Genomic DNA, 18,123 nt, shown 5'->3' on the forward strand with positions numbered 1-18,123 from the left:
CTTACTTAAATTTTTTCCTAAAATCTTTATAATAGTACTTATATGCAAAAAAATGAGGGGGATCAAGTTTGACACTTGAAATATTAAATAATTTTAACATAGAGCAGTTTCAAAATGATTTAATTGGTTGGTTTGAAAAAGAGCAACGCGACTTACCGTGGCGAAAAAATAAAGATCCATACCGCGTTTGGGTTTCGGAAATTATGTTACAGCAAACAAGGGTAGAAGCTGTAAAACCATATTACGCAAATTTTATGGGGAAGTTTCCTACACTTGAAGTGTTAGCGAATGCTGCTGATGAAGAAGTATTAAAGGCGTGGGAAGGCTTAGGGTATTATTCTAGAGCAAGAAATTTACATGCAGCAGTAAAAGAAGTAAAAGAAGTATACGGCGGGAAAGTACCAAGCGATGTAAAGAAAATTGAAAAATTAAAAGGAGTGGGACCATATACAAAAGGTGCCATTTTAAGCATTGCATATGGTATACCAGAGCCGGCAGTTGATGGGAATGTTATGCGTGTATTATCTCGCATTTTATCGGTGTGGGATGATATCGCAAAACCAAAGACTAGAAAAGTGTTTGAAGAGATTGTGCGTGAAATTATTTCGGTAGAAAACCCATCTTATTTTAATCAAGGTTTGATGGAATTAGGGGCATTGATTTGTATTCCGAAAAATCCATCTTGCTTACTGTGTCCTGTACGTGAGCATTGCCGAGGATATGCTGAGGGTGTTCAAAAGGAATTACCAGTAAAAAGTAAAGCAAAAGCGCCTACAATGGTACCTCTTGTTGCGGGGGTACTTCAAACTGAAGATGGTCGCTATGTAATTAATCAACGTCCAAGTACAGGGTTATTAGCTAATATGTGGGAATTCCCGAATGTTGAACTTGGCGAAGGGATTCGAAATCAAAAGGAGCAGCTTACAGATTATATGAAAGAAAAATTTGAGCTCTCGGTTTCCATTGATGAATACGCAATGAATGTACAGCATACTTTTACGCATCGTACTTGGGATATATTCATATTTTACGGAAAAGTAACCGGTGATATTGTGGAAACAGATACATTGAAATTTGTATCGAAAGAAGCATTTGAACAATTACCTTTCTCGAAGTCACATCGTACTATTTATGAGAATTGTGTTGAGAAAATTACAATGCAATAAATAGAAAAAACGTGTTCTAGAATTTTGGAACACGTTTTTTTATTGAAAATAATTTTGTACTCTGAGTTTAAAAAATCGCGCTTTTATAATCCGCCCCGTGACTCAATTTCTTTCACAATTTCTTTATAGATTGTTTGTCCCTCTACGTTTAAGTAAGGCATAATTTGCTGAAATGAATGATGAAAATGAGCTAATTCATCCTTGTTCCATTCATTTTTGGAAATCATAGTTAGCTCAGTCATATCACGTCCAGTATACATATTTCCACCTCCATCATATGTAGTTTGAATGAGTGATAAGAGATATATGCGGAAATTATAAAAAAGAAAATTACGGATAGTTTCTAGATAGATTGGTTACATTATTTATTGTGGAGGTGAGAAAGATGAGTAAAAAACAACAAGGTTATAATAAGGCAACTTCTGGTGCTAGCATTCAAAGTACAAATGCTAACTATGGTACAGAATTTGCAACTGAAACGAATGTACAAGCAGTAAAACAAGCAAACGCACAATCAGAGGCACAGAAAGCACAAGCTTCTGCGGCTCAAAGTGCAAATGCTAGTTATGGTACAGAGTTTGCAACTGAAACAGATGTGCATTCTGTGCAAAAACAAAATGCAAAATCAGCTGCAAAAAATTCACAATCTTCTAGCTCAAATCAGTAATGAAAGAAAAACACTTCTCTAATTCAAGAGAAGTGTTTTCTTTGTGTGCGGGTCATTGTAATGAAAAGAAAGTGAACGACATAACTTCTAATAAGTCAACAAATGTAGTCAAAGGAGAAATAAGTTCACGATTAGAAATATGTAATAGGAATTTAAAAGGGGGTAAGTGATGAACGATTTTGATAAGTTGGTAGGGGAGCAATTGGAAACGATGGATGAGTTGTTAAAGTTACAATCACATCTAGAGAAGTATCAGCAAATCGAAATGAGTGAAAGAGATATGTGCGATAAAAAAGAATTACATTTTATTCGCCAAGAAATATATAGAACAGAAATAGCATTGAAGTTGCTGCATGAAAAATTCGAAAAGCAAACGAATAGCGTAATTAAATCTTTTGAAACTGAAAAAATGATTTCAAATTTAGGATAAGATATACTGTTGTCTTCAGGTGAAAGGTCCTTCTTTACGTGGAAATAAGGAAGGGCTTTTTCTATTATCCTGATTGGTGTGTACCAATAACCATTGGAGCTGGAACTACCTTTGATTAAAGGTTCACTTTACAAGTAATATAGCGGAAGTTCGCATCTCCTAAGAGGATGGGTTATTCATTGTGAAAATAGAGCCTTGTCACTTTAGTTTTAAAATTTCGACAAAAAAGTTATAATAGAAAAAAAGTGAATGCAGTTCAAAAAGTAGTTGAGGCAACTTAAGGAGGGCATTTACAGTTGAAAGAAGGGAGCATATATGGGATTTCCCAAAGAAGGAGAAAAAGTACAAATACATAGTTATAAACATAACGGCTCCATTCATAGAATGTGGGAAGAGACAACGATTTTAAAAGGGACACAGAGTCTTGTGATCGGAGCGAATGATCGTACAGTAGTGACAGAATCAGATGGCCGAACATGGGTTACTCGTGAACCAGCGATTTGTTACTTTCATGCCAATTATTGGTTTAATGTGATTGGGATGCTAAGGGAAGAGGGAGTATATTATTATTGTAATTTAAGCTCACCTTTTGCATATGATTCTGAAGCATTGAAGTACATTGATTATGATTTAGATATTAAAGTGTATCCAGATATGACATATACGCTTTTAGATGAAGATGAGTATGAAAAACATAGTCAAATTATGCAGTATCCACCTGTTATTGATACCATTTTAAAACGGAATGTAGCACATTTAACACAGTGGATTCATCAAAGAAAAGGTCCATTCGCACCGGATTTCGTAGATATGTGGTACGAAAGATATTTAATGTACAGAAATTAAAACAAACCTGCAGGGGATTTCCCGGCAGGTTTGTCCTATTAGAGGGGGGATTATGTGCAAGGTATAAAAAGATATTTACAATTTGTTAAACCATATCGATGGCTTATTGCTATTACGATTATGATTGGTCTAGTAAAGTTTGGTATCCCGCTTATTATGCCGTGGTTATTAAAATATATTATCGATGATGTAATTCAAGGCGGAGGGTCACTTCAAGATAAAACATCCCAATTAGTAACAGCCGTTGGGATTGCTTTTTTTATTTTTGCAGTCTTAAGACCGCCAATTGAATATTATCGTCAATATTTCGCACAGCGCATCGCAAATACAATACTATATGATTTGCGAAAGCATATTTTTGGTCATTTACAAAAGTTGAGTTTACGCTATTATTCGAATACGAAAACAGGGGAGATTATTTCACGTGTCATTCATGATGTAGAACAAACGAAGGACTTTGTAATTACTGGTTTGATGAATGTTTGGTTAGATACAGCAACAATTGCTATTGCTATTATTGTTATGTTTTCTATGAATGTAAAATTAACATTTGTTGCGCTATTAATTTTACCTATTTATGTAGTGGCAGTGAAATATTTTTTCGGGCGTCTTCGAAAATTGACGAAAGAGCGTTCACAAGCATTAGCAACGATGCAAGGGTATTTACATGAACGTATTCAAGGGATGCAAGTGACACGTAGTTTTGCATTAGAAGAGTATGAGGGTAAGCAGTTTGAAAAAAGAAATAATGAATTTTTAACGAAAGCGTTAACGCATACGAGTTGGACTGCAAGGACATTTTCGGCAGTAAATACGTTAACAGATTTAGGTCCGTTACTTGTGATCGGTTTTGCAGCATATGAAGTGATTCAGGGGCAGTTAACGCTAGGGACTATGGTGGCCTTTGTCGGATATATGGATAGTTTATATAGTCCGCTCCGTCGTCTTGTTAATTCATCTACAACATTAACGCAGTCTTTCGCATCGATGGATCGAGTTTTTGAACTGTTAGATGAAAAGTACGATATTGTTAATGTACCAAGTGCGGTACAAACGAAAAAATTAAATGGGGAAGTTATATTTGATAATGTTTCTTTTCGTTATAATGCAGATGAAAAAGAGATACTACATAACCTGTCATTAACTATGCAGGCAGGAGAGAAGATAGCGCTTGTCGGAGCGAGCGGAGGAGGAAAGTCATCTCTTGCTAGTTTAATTCCACGTTTCTATGATGTTTCTTCGGGCTCAGTTTATGTAGATGGGATAGATGTAAGAGAGTATGATATGAGAAATTTACGTAGTCATATTGGAATTGTACTGCAAGATAATTTATTATTTAGCGATACAATCGGCGCTAATATTTTATATGGAAATCCTGAAGCTAAAGAGGAAGAAGTGATCTCAGCTGCCAAAGCTGCGCAAATTCATGATTTTATTATAGAGTTACCAGATGGTTATAATACTGTCGTTGGGGAACGTGGTGTAAAGTTATCAGGCGGGCAAAGGCAACGTGTAGCGATTGCACGAGTGTTTCTGAAGAATCCATCATTACTTATATTAGATGAAGCAACTTCTGCTTTAGATTTAGAAAATGAACGGTATATTCAAGAGGCACTTCAAACGTTAGCCGCTGATCGGACGACGATTATAATTGCACATCGATTAGCGACCATTACACATGTCGATACAATTATTTACATTGAAGATGGCGAAATTAAAGAAACGGGTTCTCATGAAGAGTTAATGAAAAAAAGAGGATTTTATTACAATTTGTATCAGCTTCAGCACATAACAGAAACAGCTCCTTTAGCGTAAAAGGAGCTGTTTTTTATTCGTCTTCTTTTTTATCGTCGATTTTGAGTTCTGTTTCTGGTTTATGGTATGTGTAGAAGCTATCCACAAGTAAATCTAAATGCTCTACTTCTTCACTATAGTTAATAATTGAAGAAATAAGAGGGAAGAGATGCAGCCATGTTTTATATGCTTCCTCATCATCTTTGTTTTGATAATCCATAAAGATATCAATTAATTCTTGTTTACCTGTTTCAACTTCATCAAGCATTTCAACGGATTGTTGTTTCTTTGCTTTACCAATAAATTTTAATAAAACTTGTTCATGATAATGCGTTAATGAGTCAAGTTCATTTTGGATAGATTCCTGAAATTCTTCTGGCATATAGCGCAGTTCATTTTCAGTACGATGTAATGATTTTAACGTACTTAAAGCACGGCTTGTTGTCGCTAACATTTGTCTGAATAAAACGAGCTTACGAATTTTTGCGAATTTTACTTTTTTCGTGTAGCTTCTTTCTTCTTTATACAGCAAATAGTAATGGTTTAGTTTAATCATTTTTTCTTTCATACGATCAATATCAGTTTTTAACGTTGTAAAATCAGAAGCTTGCCTGCTATTCATTCGAATCCATTTCACAATCTCTTCTGTATTATCAACGATACGATGATAAAGCTTTGTTTCGTATTTTGGCGGCATAAATACTAAATTTACAAGTGAAGCCGCAATAATTCCCGTCATAATCGTCGCAAAGCGAAGTAAGGCAAAATTAAAGAAATCTTCGCCTTGATACTCCATAATGGCGATAACTGTTACTAAAGCGATTGATATTGTGTTTTCTAAACGTAATTGTAGTGTAAGAGCAATTACTAATATACATGTTAATCCAATAATAAAAGGATTATGTCCAAAAGCAGTAGCAAATACGATAGCGAATACGGCACCAATTACGTTTGCTTGAATTTGTTCAAGTGCCGTTAAATACGAACGGTATACAGACGGCTGAACAGCGAAGATAGCTGAGATTCCAGCAAATACTGGACTCGGTAATTGAAGTAAAATACAAGCAAATAAAGCTAATGTAATGGCAATACCCGTTTTTAAAATGCGAGCACCAAGTTTCATACCCTTATTGATATCCTTTCTCTTGTCATAATGAATGTACAACATGATACTATACATTCATTACAATATGTTAGCAAGTGATATTTTAGTGACGTTAAAAAGTTTAATAAAGAAATTAAGATTAATTTATAATTTATCCAAGTTCTCTTTAAACATCTATTCTTTAATAAAAAAACCTGCTGAAATTCAGCAGGTTTCAAATTGTTATTATAGATTACTATGCGGTGCTTGCTTCGTCAATTTTTTTATGAAAACAAATATTTTATTTATCATTCAGTTGAGATAGACGGATCAGCCTGTTCTTTTTTCGGGATAATTTCATAGAAGTGAACCTGGATATCATCTAATAGTGGTGTTAACAAAGCGACTTCTTCATATTGTTCATGCTCATTTAATACACGAATGTAGTCTAACAATAATTCATTCACATCTTGCAAACCATGTTTACTAATTGGTTGCAATGTTACATTTGCTCCTTTAGCGATTCTTCGTTTTAAGGCATGCTCTGTTAAACCTAAGTTTGGCTCATGACGTAAATAAACAACACCACCAGTCATGCCGGCACAAATCCATGGACCAGGATCTCCTAAAACAAGTGCCCGCCCATTTGTCATATATTCAAAAGCAAAACCTTTAATATTAGAGTATGCTCCTATATTTCCTTGCTCTTTTTCACGGAGTGGTTTTGTCATTCTACCCCCAATTATCATGTCTGCACCAGAAAGGCGAATACCAGCGCGAGCATCGGCGTTACCTTGCACATATAGCGCTCCTTTTTGTGCGCCGTATCCAAATCCTTTTCCGACAGAGCCATTATAATAGCCTCCGTCTTTTCCTTTTGCTTTCGTGATATAAATACCACCACCAAAGGAAGTTTTGCCAATTCCATCTTGCGCACCGCCATTTACGTGTATAAATAAGTTCTCGCTATTGTAAGCACCTAATCCGTTTCCAGGAACGGAACCGTTTGTATACTTTAATGTAAGTGGTTCAAGTTGAGTGTTTTCATATAGTTTACTACGAACACGATAACAAGATTCTAAACCACCCATAACTCGTTGATCTACGCCAACGCCTACTAATTCTTTTGAGTGAGGAGAAAGAACTGTGTCAAACTGATTTTTTTGTACAGATTCTGTTGTTGTAACAGATGGAATTTCTATCGTTTGTAGTAAATTACATAAGTCTAATAAATCTTCGCCTCGAATTTGTTCTAATAAATCGGAACGCCCGACAATTTCTTGTAAATTTGTATAACCGAGCTGTCCTGTTAATCGTTTTAGTTCTACACCAAAAGTGGTGAATAAATTTAATAAACCAGCAACTGCGCTTTCTAATTCGCGCGGGACAAAGCGGCGTAATCCATGTTCTTTCGCTTGCGCTTCAGATTCAATTTGTGTCGCAATTCCAACATGGCAAGTATCTAAATGACAACCACGGCAAGTAGTACAGCCAATTGCAATCATTGATAATGTGCCAAACCCAATACGGTTTGCTCCAAGGAGCATAATTTTTAAGGCATCCTTTACACTTCGAATACCACCATCTGCCCAAATTTCTACGTTATGTCTCATCCCTGCTTCTAGTAGGGCGTTATGAGCAGCTTTCACACCGATTTCTACTGGAAGACCTACATGTTGCAGTGCATGAATACGTGCAGCACCTGTGCCACCATCAAATCCGCTAATGTTAATAAAATCAGCACCAGCCTTTGCGATACCGACAGCGATTGTTCCGATGTTAGGAACGACAGGGACTTTTACGGCTACTTTTGCAAGTTGATTAGCCGTTTTAATTTCGGTAATCATTTGAGCTAAGTCTTCAATTGAATAAATATCATGGTTGTTAGAAGGTGAAATTAAGTCTGAGCCGATTGTAGCATTACGTGCTTCAGCGATTTTGGCAGTTACTTTGGAACCTGGTAAATGTCCACCTTCACCAGGCTTTGCACCTTGCCCGATTTTTATTTCAATTAAGTTTGATGAATTTAGTAGTTCAGCATTTACTCCAAATCGGCCAGATGCAATTTGTTGTCCGCGTGTATGTGGATATTTACCAATCATATCTTTAATCTCGCCGCCTTCACCGTTCAAACTAATCATATTTAGCTGATTGGCAGCTTCTGCATATGCACGGAAGGCTATTTCATTTTGGGAACCGAATGACATGGAACTAATAATAAATGGTAGATCATGATTCCGGATACTAATGGATACGTCTTCAGTTAGAACGATATGTTTTACATGTTTTGTTTGAACAAGGTGTCTGATTGCAATAGGGTTATTTTCTTCTAATTCATTTAACTTATCGCGGTAATCATCATAAGGATTTCCCTTTGCAACATCGCCAATGGCTTTCCAAATCCGCGGGAATATATGAAATGATTTTCTCATTCTAACTTTTGGATTGTTATAATCAATCGCTCGGATTTTTGCATCTTCAGCAAGTGATTCAAGTGAAAACGCTAAATCATTTGAACCGAAGAAGTTTGTAATTTGTAATATGTTTGCGATTTCCTCATGTAATCCAATAGAGGAGAAGAGGCGACCGTAACCGCGTAATTCATGAATTCCAATCGTTGAAATGACTTTCTCTAGTCCTTTATTAAGTGCGGTATACAAATTAGTAATTGGTGCTTTTGTTCCATCATTTACAGTTGCGAATAATAAATATGGATTAATACCATCTGCTCCTAATCCATATAGCGTGACGATATCGTGTAAGGAGCGAAGGGCACCGGAACGTATAACGAGAGAGCAGTTTCGGCGGAATTTATTTTCACTTAATACTTGATGTACTTTAGCAGTAACTAAATGGGGATCAATCCATAACCGTTCATTTTGATGAGCTTTTGCGTCATCTAATAATAGTAGGGAAGCGCCATCGTTAACGGCAGCTATCGCTTCAGAACTAATTCGATTTAATGCGCATTGTAAAGATTCTGATGGACTGAATGTAGCAGAGATTGTAGCGATAGAGCTATGTGTAAGGAACAGTTGTATAAGTTGTTCGTACGTAATTGTGTGCAATTCCTCTGCAATAGATTGTGCCGTGCTTCCTTCTAAAATAATTGGTGAAAGCATCTCGACTACAAATGGTCGTTTCGCATCGCTTGATAAACTTGGACGCTCTCCGAGTACAGTACGTGTGGAGAAGTGTTCGACTTCTCGGTCACGATCGATTGCTGGATTTGTAACAACGGCTACACTTTCCTTGATAAAATCAGCAATATTTCGTCTATCTGTATCAAGTGCGGCAAGTGGTGAGTCATGCCCAAGTGAACGGATTGGCTCAACGCCTTTTGTTGCCATCTGTTCAAGGAGCTGAATATGTTCTCGATCCCAGCCAAAAGCGACGTATTGCTGCGTTTCAATTTGAACAGAATCACATAATCCTTGAGTTTCTTTCGTTTCAGGGATAGATAAGTTTAAATGATACTCGGTAACATCAACTCGCTTTTTAAAACGGTTATATACTTCACTTTGGTATTTGTCATATTCGTAAAGAACAAGCTCATTTTGTTTATTCCATTTAAGGCCGACTTTTTCTCCAGGAGCGAGTGGTTTTGGTTCTGCTACATATTCAGTTGGTGATACAACGCCAGGTTCAGAAGAGAAAATATAAGAGCTCTCTGTCTCTACTTTCCATACTGGTCGTAGTCCAAGGGAATCAACGCTGAAAACAGCTTCATCTTTAAAACGGGAAATGATGCCAGCTGGCCCTTGTGCAAAATGACCCCATGCTTCACGTATATACGTATATAAATCTTGTAAATGTGTTTCATAAAGTTTAATTTCATTAATAATTGGTGGGAATAGTATATCCATCGCTTCAAATAAACTGTAGTCATATTGAACAAGTAGAGTTTCTAAGGTGCGGTTTAAATCTTGGGAGTCACTGCCCCCAACAGTAAGTGGTACATCAATCATTTCAGCTTGATCGCGTAATTTTGCAATTGTGTTAATTTCACCATTATGTCCGAGAATGCTAAATGGTTGTACACGAAAAAAATTAGATAATGTATTAGTAGAATAGCGGTTATGTCCTAGTGTCATAGTTGAAGCGATAAGTGGATGTTGTAAATCATTGTAATAGGCAACAAGTGTATCGCCAGCACCTAGAACTTTATATACAACATGGTCACGGCTTAATGAAGCGACATGAATTGCTTCATTTTCCTCTATTTTTATTGTCACTGAAAATAATGTTTGTTCAATATTTGTAACTGTATTTTCAGCGATAAGGGCAACTTGCCAAAATAGAGGTTCTTCCTGTTTACCAAGCGGACCGAGCGCATCTGAGTTTACTACCTCATCACTTTCGAAAACAATAGTAAAGTTTTCGTTGCTTAGTTGCGTACGAATATAATTTTTTAAAGCAGCAATGTTTTCTTTTTTATTTAGAAAAAAATGTCCAACGATAAAGTGGGGATGATCCACAATCGTTGGATTATATCCGCTACTTTTTAGTTTTTCATTCCAAAGAGCTTTTGGTACATCAATGTGAATGCCGATGCCATCGCCTTCGCCATTAATGAAACCAGCTCTATGATTCATTTTGACGAGTGATTGTATACAAAGATCAATGTTTTCTTTTGTAGGAATTTTTCGTTTCTCCATAACGGAAACGATTCCACACGCATCATGTTCTGCATTTCTATAATCTCGAAATAAAGACGGTGTCCATGTATTTTTTTTATTGAGCATCCGTCAATCCCCCCTCTTATTAAAGATTGAATAATCTTACTATTTAAGGCGTGAGCAGCCTTGTATACAAGGATAGTAAGGATGTGAAATGAAAAATAAAACAGATAATTATGAATAATTATACTATTAATAAGGAATTTATGAAATAGAAAAAAGGAAAAAAGAAAGATGTGCTTTCTTTTTTCCTGTTAATGATGGGATTATTTATTGTTTGCTAAGGCAGCAAATGCTCTGCCAACAGCTTCAATTGTATATTCAATATCTTCTTTTGTATGTTCTGTCGTTAAGAACCATGCTTCATATTTAGAAGGGGCTAAGTTAATTCCTTCTTGAAGCATAAGCTTGAAGAATCTACCGAACATTTCACCATCTGTATCTTGTGCTGCATCGTAGTCTTCGATTGTATTTGTTGTGAAGTATACAGTTAAAGCACCTTTTAGACGGTTTAATGTAATATCGATATTATGTTTATTCGCTTGTTCTAAAATTCCTTTTTCAAGCATTGCACCAAGTTCATCTAATTTTTCGTATAAGCCTTCTTGCTGAAGAACTTCTAGACAAGCGATACCTGATGCCATAGAGGCAGGGTTTCCTGCCATTGTACCAGCTTGGTATGCAGGTCCAAGCGGGGCAACTTGTTCCATAATTTCTTTCTTACCACCGTAAGCGCCAATTGGAAGTCCGCCGCCGATAACTTTACCAAGGGCTGTTAAGTCTGGTGTCACACCAAGTAAGTCTTGAGCACCACCATACATAAAGCGGAAAGCAGTAATAACTTCATCATAAATTACTAGTGCACCAGCTTCGTGAACAAGTTCATTTACTTTTTCAAGGAATCCTGGTTTCGGCTCTACAATACCGAAGTTTCCGACGATCGGTTCTACAAGGATAGCTGCTACTTCGTGACCCCATTTATCTAATGCCTCTTTTAAAGTGTCTACATTATTAAATGGAACCGTAATAACTTCTTGAGCGATACTTTGTGGTACGCCAGCTGAGTCTGGAGTCCCTAGAGTAGAAGGACCAGATCCAGCTGCTACAAGTACTAAATCAGAATGTCCGTGGTAACAACCAGCAAATTTCATAATCTTTGTGCGACCTGTATAAGCACGAGCAACACGAATTGTTGTCATAACTGCTTCTGTACCAGAGTTTACAAAGCGTACTTTATCCAAAGCAGGCATTGCTTCTTTTAACATTTTTGCGAATTTTACTTCTAATGCTGTTGGTGTTCCGTATAGCACACCGTTTTCAGCAGCTGTTGTAATCGCTTTTGTTATATGCGGATGAGCATGTCCCGTAATAATAGGACCGTATGCAGCTAAATAATCGATATATTTATTTCCGTCTACATCCCAGAAATAAGCACCTTTACCGCGTTCCATAGCAACAGGAGCGCCGCCGCCAACTGCTTTAAAAGAGCGAGAAGGGCTATTAACACCGCCAACGATATGTTCTAAAGCTTCTTTATGTAATGCTTCTGATTTTGTGAATTTCACTACCATTCATCTCCTTACAAAAATCTATGTATTATTCTAACATGTTTTTCGAAAAGACGTATTGTTTGTGATAGGGAGTGCAGTTGGGTAAACTATTCGTTGTGACATTTAGGAAGGGGGTCCGATTATGAAATCGGTAATTGAGGTACAAGGGTTACGTAAAGAGTTTACAGCCTATTCAAGTCGTCCGGGTTTAAAGGGTGCATTTCGCGATTTATTAAATCGTAATTATAAAATAGTACCAGCAGTAAATGATGTGTCTTTTACTGTGAAGCAAGGAGAAATGGTTGGTTATATTGGTGAAAATGGTGCTGGTAAATCAACAACGATTAAAATGCTTACAGGGATTTTGACTCCGACATCAGGGCAAATCACGGTGAACGGAATGAACCCACATAAACAAAGAGAAGAATTTGTAAGAACAATTGGTGTTGTATTTGGTCAGCGTTCTCAGCTTTGGTGGGACATTGCGGTACAAGAGTCGTTTCGTTTATTAAAGAAAGTGTACGGTGTATCGGACGCGCAGTATAAGGAACATATGGAGCACGTAATTGAAACGTTAGATATTGGTCCTTTATTAGATAAGCCGGTCCGAAAGTTATCTCTTGGACAAAGAATGCGTTGTGAATTAGCGGCAGCATTAATTCATAATCCGCCGTTATTATTTTTAGACGAACCAACGATAGGATTAGATGTTCTTGTGAAGTTGAAAATAAGAGAATTTTTAAAAGAAATGAATGAACGTTATAAAACAACGATTTTATTAACAACACATGATATTACTGATATTGAAGCTTTATGTGAACGCGTTATCATGCTTGATGAAGGAAATATTATGTATGACGGTTCTTTAAATAATCTTCGCACACAGTGGGGAGCGGAGAAGGAAATACATTTTCAGTTTGTTGCCCCAGTTTCGTATGAGGCATTAGCGATGGTTATACCGGACACTAATGTAATTTGGTCTAAGGCGAAAGAAGAAAACGCATGGGTTGCAAAAATCCCAAATGAAGAAGTAATTATTTCAATGCTCATTTCTAAAGTAGTACAAGCTTACCAAATTAAAGACTTAAAAATTAATGAAGTTTCTACAGAGGAAATTATTCGTAACATTTATGAAGAAGGTATTATGCATGGGTAAGTATATTGAAATGATTCGTATTCGCTTTTTAATGATGCTTGCTTATCGTACAAACTATTATAGTGGGATTTTAATTTATACAATTAATATCGGTGCGTATTATTTTTTATGGCAAGCAATTTATAGCGGGAAAGAGAATATTGAAAGTTTATCTATTTCGCAAATGACTACGTATATTGCGATCGCATGGATGGCACGTGCCTTTTATTTTAATAATATAGATAGGGAAATTGCGATGGAAATTCAAGAAGGACGTGTAGCCGTAGAACTAATTCGTCCATATAACTATTTAGGAATGAAAGTTATGCAAGGTCTTGGCGAAGGGATATTTCGTTTTGCTTTCTTTTCAATTCCAGGTATGGTCATCGTTACGTTATTATTTTCATTACAAATTACAACGAATTTTCAAACGTGGTTATATTTCTTCTTATCTTTAATATTTAGTTTCATCATTAATACACAAATAAATTTAATGACAGGGATGCTTACATTTTTCTTATTTAACAATAGTGGAATTATGTATGCGAAGCGTGTTGTGATTGATCTGTTTTCAGGGTTATTATTACCGATTAGTTTTTATCCGTTATGGGCCCAAAAAGCAATGATGTTTTTACCGTTTCAAGCAATTAGTTATATTCCGAGTATGATTTTCTCTGAAGGTATACAAGGAAATAAGTTATATGAAGCTTTGTTATTTCAAGTGATTTGGGCAATTATACTTATTATTCCAATTGTGCTGATGTGGAAAACGGCGAGAAAACGTCTAATTGTACAAGGGGGATAACGAGATGCTATATATAAAATTATTTTTGCAATATGCAAGCCAATATATAAAAACAAAATTAGAGTATCGAGGCGACTTTATCGTCGGATTACTTTCGGATCTATCATTACAAGCGGTTAATTTAATCTTCATTCTCGTTGTGTTTGGGCATACACAAGCATTAAAAGGGTGGAGCCGAGAAGAAGTAATCTTTATTTATGGTTTCTTTTTAGTACCGTTTGCCATTTTTTCAGCCTTTTTTAACATATGGGACTTTAATGATCGTTACATTATTAAAGGGGAAATGGATCGTGTACTAACGAGACCGATTCATAGTTTATTTCAAATTATATTAGAAAGAATGGAACTTGAATCTTTAATTGGAGCGATTACGGGAATTATTGTGATGGGGTATGCAGCGATAGAACTGCAATTATCTTTTTATTGGTATGATTTTTTCTTATTCCTACTCATGGTAGGGGGAGGAGCGCTTGTGTACGGCGGAATATTTGTTACACTTGCGAGTCTTGGTTTTTGGTCAGATGCGAAAAGTTCGATTATGCCACTTATGTATAACATAGGGAATTATGGGCGCTATCCTATTGATATTTATAATCGTGTTATTCGTTTTATTTTAACGTTTGTTTTACCGTTTGCGTTTGTTGGGGTATATCCAGCAGCGTACTTTTTAAGAAAAACAGAGTGGAATAGTTATGCATTCGCAACACCATTTGTTGGTGTTATCTGTTTTACTATTGCAATTACCCTTTGGAATCAAGGGGTAAAACGATATCGTGGTGCTGGGAATTAATTATAGGAGCTTGTTCGTTTCTAAGGGATAAATCTGCCGTCCATCTCATACATATAAAATGAGGTGGAGGACATGTTATGGGGATTTATTCTATTAATTGCAGCAATCGCTATTTTAAGAAGTGTCCAATTGTTATGGAGTTCCTATTCAGATTCAACACGTTTCTTTTCGCTGTATAATTTAGCCTCGTTATTTTTAATTTATACAACAGTACTAATTGCGTTTGGATTAAGTTATGTTGTATTAGAGGAAATGGGTTTTACAGTTTTGAAAGAAGATGGTGAAATATTAACTGCTCATTCTTTTCAGCTTGTTGAAATTTGTTTATATTTTAGTGCAGTCACTTTATTGTCCGTTGGATATGGTGATATAGCTCCGATTGGAATAGGAAGATGGATTGCAATCGGAGAAGCGCTAATTGGATATACATTACCGTTTGCTTTTGTGATGAGGTCTGTAATAGACAATGAAAAATAAGAGGGTATTTGATATAGTAAAAGAAAAGAGTAGGAGTGATAACAATGATGACAGTAGGAGAAATGGCACCGGAATTTACATTAGAGGGAAGTAACGGGGAACAGGTTCGCTTAGCTGATTACCGAGGGAAAAATGTAGTTCTCTATTTTTATCCAAAAGATATGACCCCGGGGTGTACAACTGAAGCGTGTGATTTTCGTGATGCTTATGGATTATTTCAAGAGAAGGATACGGTTATCCTTGGGGTAAGTCCTGATTCAGCAAATAGGCACCTGAAATTCATTGAGAAGCATGAACTTCCATTTGTACTTTTAGTAGATGAGGATCATAAGGTGGCAGAATTGTATGATGTTTGGAAACTGAAAAAGAACTTTGGGAAAGAGTATATGGGAATTGAGCGTTCTACATTCCTTATTAATAAAGATGGTGAGCTTGTAAAAGAATGGCGTAAAGTGAAAGTGAAAGGACATATTGAAGATGTTCTTTCTTATATAAAATAAATCTATAAATGAGGAGAAAAAATAAACAAGTAAGGCATGTGTCTATACATATTTTCTCGCGATACATACAGTGAAAGTGTAGGGCATACCTCCTCAGATGATAGTATTCCAAGTGCGATTATGTCGCACTTTTTTCTATGTAAATGTATAAAGAATGGGGAAAGATACATAAGAATAAGGCTATATATAAAAATAAACCACATACTTATAGTAGAAATATTGACGATTTATAAGAAAAGGAGTACACTCTTTATAAGAATTATAAAATAATAATCCGTATAGAATCGGGGTGCATGACGGTGGTCAAAGAAGAATTAAAAGAAGCGCTAGAAATGCTGAAAAATACGGGTGTACGCATTACTCCACAGCGTCATGCTATTTTAGAGTACCTTGTGGAATCTATGACGCACCCAACAGCGGATGACATTTATAAAGCATTAGAAGGTAAGTTTCCAAATATGAGTGTTGCAACTGTCTATAATAACTTACGTGTGTTTAAAGAAGTTGGACTTGTAAAGGAATTAACTTATGGAGACGCTTCAAGTAGATTTGATTATGTTACAAGTCAACATTATCATGTGATTTGCGAAAAGTGTGGTAAAATTGTTGATTTTCCTTATGGAGGTTTGGAACAGCTTGAAGAGGAAGCTGCGAAAACGACAGGCTTCGTTATTAATAGTCATCGCTTAGAAATTTATGGCGTTTGTCCAGAGTGTCATAAGGCGTAATATATAATAAAGAAAGAGGCTGACGGCTATACGTCAGCCTCTTTCTTTATTTATTATATAAGAGTAGCACCAGGCTAATACGGGTTTACAGCGTTAAGTTAGTAAGAGGATTATATAAAAATGTGTCGAAATTACTTTAGATTGGTGAAAATGGAGTCTGGAGGATACATTGTGAAGGAATATGATATTAAAAATAACATTCCAACATTGGGAGAATACAAATATTTATGTGACTCTGTAGGGTGGACTAATTATATGAATTTTGAAGTGGTGGAAACATCACTTCAAAATTCTATTTACTGCATCACGGTCAATGATAATAATCGAATTATCGGTATGGGGAGAATTGTTGGCGATGGGGCTATCTATTTCTATATTCAAGATATAGTAGTGCATCCAGATTATCAAAGGAATGGTATTGGAAAGAAAATAATGAATGCTTTAGTTGAATACTTAAATCGGAATGCTCCCGATAAAGCATTTATTGGTTTGTTTGCATCACAAGGTAAAACGTCATTCTACGAAAAATATGATTTTAAAGATTACTCGCCCAACATGACAGGGATGTTTACTGTAATATCGAAAAAATAGACATAATGAATTTTAGGAGAAGACAGTAATCAAAACAAGGCGATTTCTTAACTAAGAAATCGCCTTGTTTAAGGACTTAAATTCACGCCCCTCACTATACTTCTATATACCTATGATTTATAGCTTTTCTTATTATACTTCTCATCAAATTCTTTTCCTTCTAGATTTCGATCCATTGTTAAAGGTTGATTGCAGTGCATACATGCGTCGACACGACCGAGCATTTTCGTTGGTTTATCGCAGCTTGGACAAATAATTTGTACAGTCTTCGTAGATAACATACCAATCCAAAAGTAAACGACAGTACTAGCGATAACAGCTAAAAAGCCAACCATCATAAATGTTGTCATAATAATAATGTTGTCGCGGAAAAAGACTCCTAAGTATGCAATGAAGAGGCCGATAAATACTAAACTTAATGCAAAGGTCCGGATTTTATTGATTTTGTTTGAATACTTAATGCTCATTCTCACCAACTCCTATAACAATAATATAACATAAAATTTAGAATTTTCACTTATGTGTAGACGTGATAAAGAGATAAGATATGAATAAGAGGAAAATCGATAAAGAAATGAATGGAAGATATAATGATTTTTAAAATATGTTTTAAGGTTTTAACGGGATGTGAAATTTTTTTATGAAAAGTATTGACCCTACATATACTGCGTGATATATTAATAAACGTCGCCGATGCGGAAACGCAGAAAACGACAAAAAAGAAATTGAAAAACTTAGTTGACATCGAAAAACGAAGATGTTAACATAAGGAAGTCGCAAATGAGCGACTAAGTAGTTCTTTGAAAACTGAACGAAACAAACAACGTGAAACGTCAATTTTTATTTTTAGATGCTAGACAAACTAACTTTATTGGAGAGTT

17 protein-coding genes are annotated in these 18,123 nt (G+C 35.8%); 12 read left to right on the forward strand and 5 right to left on the reverse strand.

The window, feature by feature from the left end:
- Nucleotides 1-68: 68 nt before the first annotated feature.
- Nucleotides 69-1,166 carry an A/G-specific adenine glycosylase gene (gene mutY, locus MR065_RS21035; protein ID WP_242214963.1) on the forward strand — a complete coding sequence of 366 codons (1,098 nt, stop codon included), beginning with the start codon at nt 69-71 and terminating at the stop codon, nt 1,164-1,166.
- Nucleotides 1,167-1,249: 83 nt separating this feature from the next.
- Here mutY and MR065_RS21040 read toward each other — a convergent pair whose 3' ends face one another.
- Nucleotides 1,250-1,426, reverse strand: coding sequence for a hypothetical protein (locus MR065_RS21040; RefSeq protein ID WP_002094743.1), 177 nt, complete (start codon nt 1,424-1,426; stop codon nt 1,250-1,252).
- 125 nt (nt 1,427-1,551) lie between these two features.
- On the opposite strand from MR065_RS21040, the gene MR065_RS21045 reads away from it, so the two are divergent.
- The 4 genes from MR065_RS21045 (at nt 1,552) to MR065_RS21060 (ending at nt 4,924) form a co-directional block, all read left to right on the forward strand.
- Complete coding sequence (locus tag MR065_RS21045) at nt 1,552-1,833, forward strand: gamma-type small acid-soluble spore protein (protein ID WP_098990334.1); 282 nt, start codon at nt 1,552-1,554, stop codon at nt 1,831-1,833.
- Between the two features lie 169 nt (nt 1,834-2,002).
- Nucleotides 2,003-2,263: a YgaB family protein gene (locus tag MR065_RS21050; RefSeq protein ID WP_242214964.1), complete on the forward strand. Its 261-nt coding sequence runs from the start codon at nt 2,003-2,005 to the stop codon at nt 2,261-2,263.
- A 315-nt stretch (nt 2,264-2,578) separates the two neighbouring features.
- Nucleotides 2,579-3,109, forward strand: a complete 531-nt coding sequence (ntdP, locus tag MR065_RS21055; RefSeq protein ID WP_000506630.1) for a nucleoside tri-diphosphate phosphatase — start codon at nt 2,579-2,581, stop codon at nt 3,107-3,109.
- A gap of 54 nt (nt 3,110-3,163) precedes the next feature.
- A complete protein-coding gene (locus MR065_RS21060) occupies nt 3,164-4,924 on the forward strand; it encodes an ABC transporter ATP-binding protein (RefSeq protein WP_242214965.1) in 1,761 nt (586 codons plus the stop codon).
- Between the two features lie 13 nt (nt 4,925-4,937).
- On the opposite strand, the gene MR065_RS21065 is transcribed toward MR065_RS21060, so the two are convergent.
- The 3 genes from MR065_RS21065 to hemL all read right to left on the reverse strand — a co-directional run bounded on the left by MR065_RS21065 (nt 4,938) and on the right by hemL (nt 12,237).
- The gene (locus tag MR065_RS21065; protein WP_242214966.1) at nt 4,938-6,026 is read right to left on the reverse strand and encodes an aromatic acid exporter family protein; all 1,089 of its coding nucleotides are present in this window, start codon (nt 6,024-6,026) and stop codon (nt 4,938-4,940) included.
- 269 nt (nt 6,027-6,295) lie between these two features.
- The gene (locus MR065_RS21070) at nt 6,296-10,732 is read right to left on the reverse strand and encodes a glutamate synthase-related protein (protein WP_242214967.1); all 4,437 of its coding nucleotides are present in this window, start codon (nt 10,730-10,732) and stop codon (nt 6,296-6,298) included.
- A gap of 200 nt (nt 10,733-10,932) precedes the next feature.
- Entirely contained in the window at nt 10,933-12,237 is a 1,305-nt protein-coding gene (gene hemL / locus MR065_RS21075) for a glutamate-1-semialdehyde-2,1-aminomutase (protein WP_242214968.1), read from the reverse strand.
- Nucleotides 12,238-12,358: 121 nt separating this feature from the next.
- Here hemL and MR065_RS21080 point away from each other — a divergent pair, with 121 nt between their 5' ends.
- From MR065_RS21080 to MR065_RS21110, 7 genes are all read left to right on the forward strand, one after another.
- A complete protein-coding gene (locus tag MR065_RS21080; protein ID WP_242214969.1) occupies nt 12,359-13,372 on the forward strand; it encodes an ABC transporter ATP-binding protein in 1,014 nt (337 codons plus the stop codon).
- On the forward strand, nt 13,365-14,156 hold the full coding sequence (locus MR065_RS21085) for an ABC transporter permease (RefSeq protein ID WP_097903436.1): 792 nt from the start codon (nt 13,365-13,367) through the stop codon (nt 14,154-14,156). The genes MR065_RS21080 and MR065_RS21085 overlap by 8 nt, the downstream gene beginning before the upstream one ends.
- Before the next feature lie 4 nt (nt 14,157-14,160).
- A complete protein-coding gene (locus MR065_RS21090; RefSeq protein WP_097903437.1) occupies nt 14,161-14,946 on the forward strand; it encodes an ABC transporter permease in 786 nt (261 codons plus the stop codon).
- Nucleotides 14,947-15,018: 72 nt separating this feature from the next.
- Nucleotides 15,019-15,423, forward strand: coding sequence for a potassium channel family protein (locus tag MR065_RS21095; RefSeq protein ID WP_242214970.1), 405 nt, complete (start codon nt 15,019-15,021; stop codon nt 15,421-15,423).
- A gap of 44 nt (nt 15,424-15,467) precedes the next feature.
- A complete protein-coding gene (gene bcp, locus MR065_RS21100) occupies nt 15,468-15,923 on the forward strand; it encodes a thioredoxin-dependent thiol peroxidase (protein ID WP_098268498.1) in 456 nt (151 codons plus the stop codon).
- 299 nt (nt 15,924-16,222) lie between these two features.
- The gene (perR, locus tag MR065_RS21105; RefSeq protein ID WP_000237831.1) at nt 16,223-16,651 is read left to right on the forward strand and encodes a peroxide-responsive transcriptional repressor PerR; all 429 of its coding nucleotides are present in this window, start codon (nt 16,223-16,225) and stop codon (nt 16,649-16,651) included.
- 171 nt (nt 16,652-16,822) lie between these two features.
- Nucleotides 16,823-17,242 (forward strand): GNAT family N-acetyltransferase, encoded by a 420-nt coding sequence (locus tag MR065_RS21110; protein ID WP_242214971.1) that lies wholly within the window; start codon nt 16,823-16,825, stop codon nt 17,240-17,242.
- A 110-nt stretch (nt 17,243-17,352) separates the two neighbouring features.
- Here MR065_RS21110 and MR065_RS21115 read toward each other — a convergent pair whose 3' ends face one another.
- On the reverse strand, nt 17,353-17,709 hold the full coding sequence (locus MR065_RS21115) for a YgzB family protein (protein ID WP_000025054.1): 357 nt from the start codon (nt 17,707-17,709) through the stop codon (nt 17,353-17,355).
- Nucleotides 17,710-18,123: the final 414 nt, after the last annotated feature.

It is taken from the genome of Bacillus cereus group sp. BfR-BA-01383 (genome assembly GCF_022663495.1).
GTDB lineage: Bacteria > Bacillota > Bacilli > Bacillales > Bacillaceae_G > Bacillus_A > Bacillus_A cereus_AU.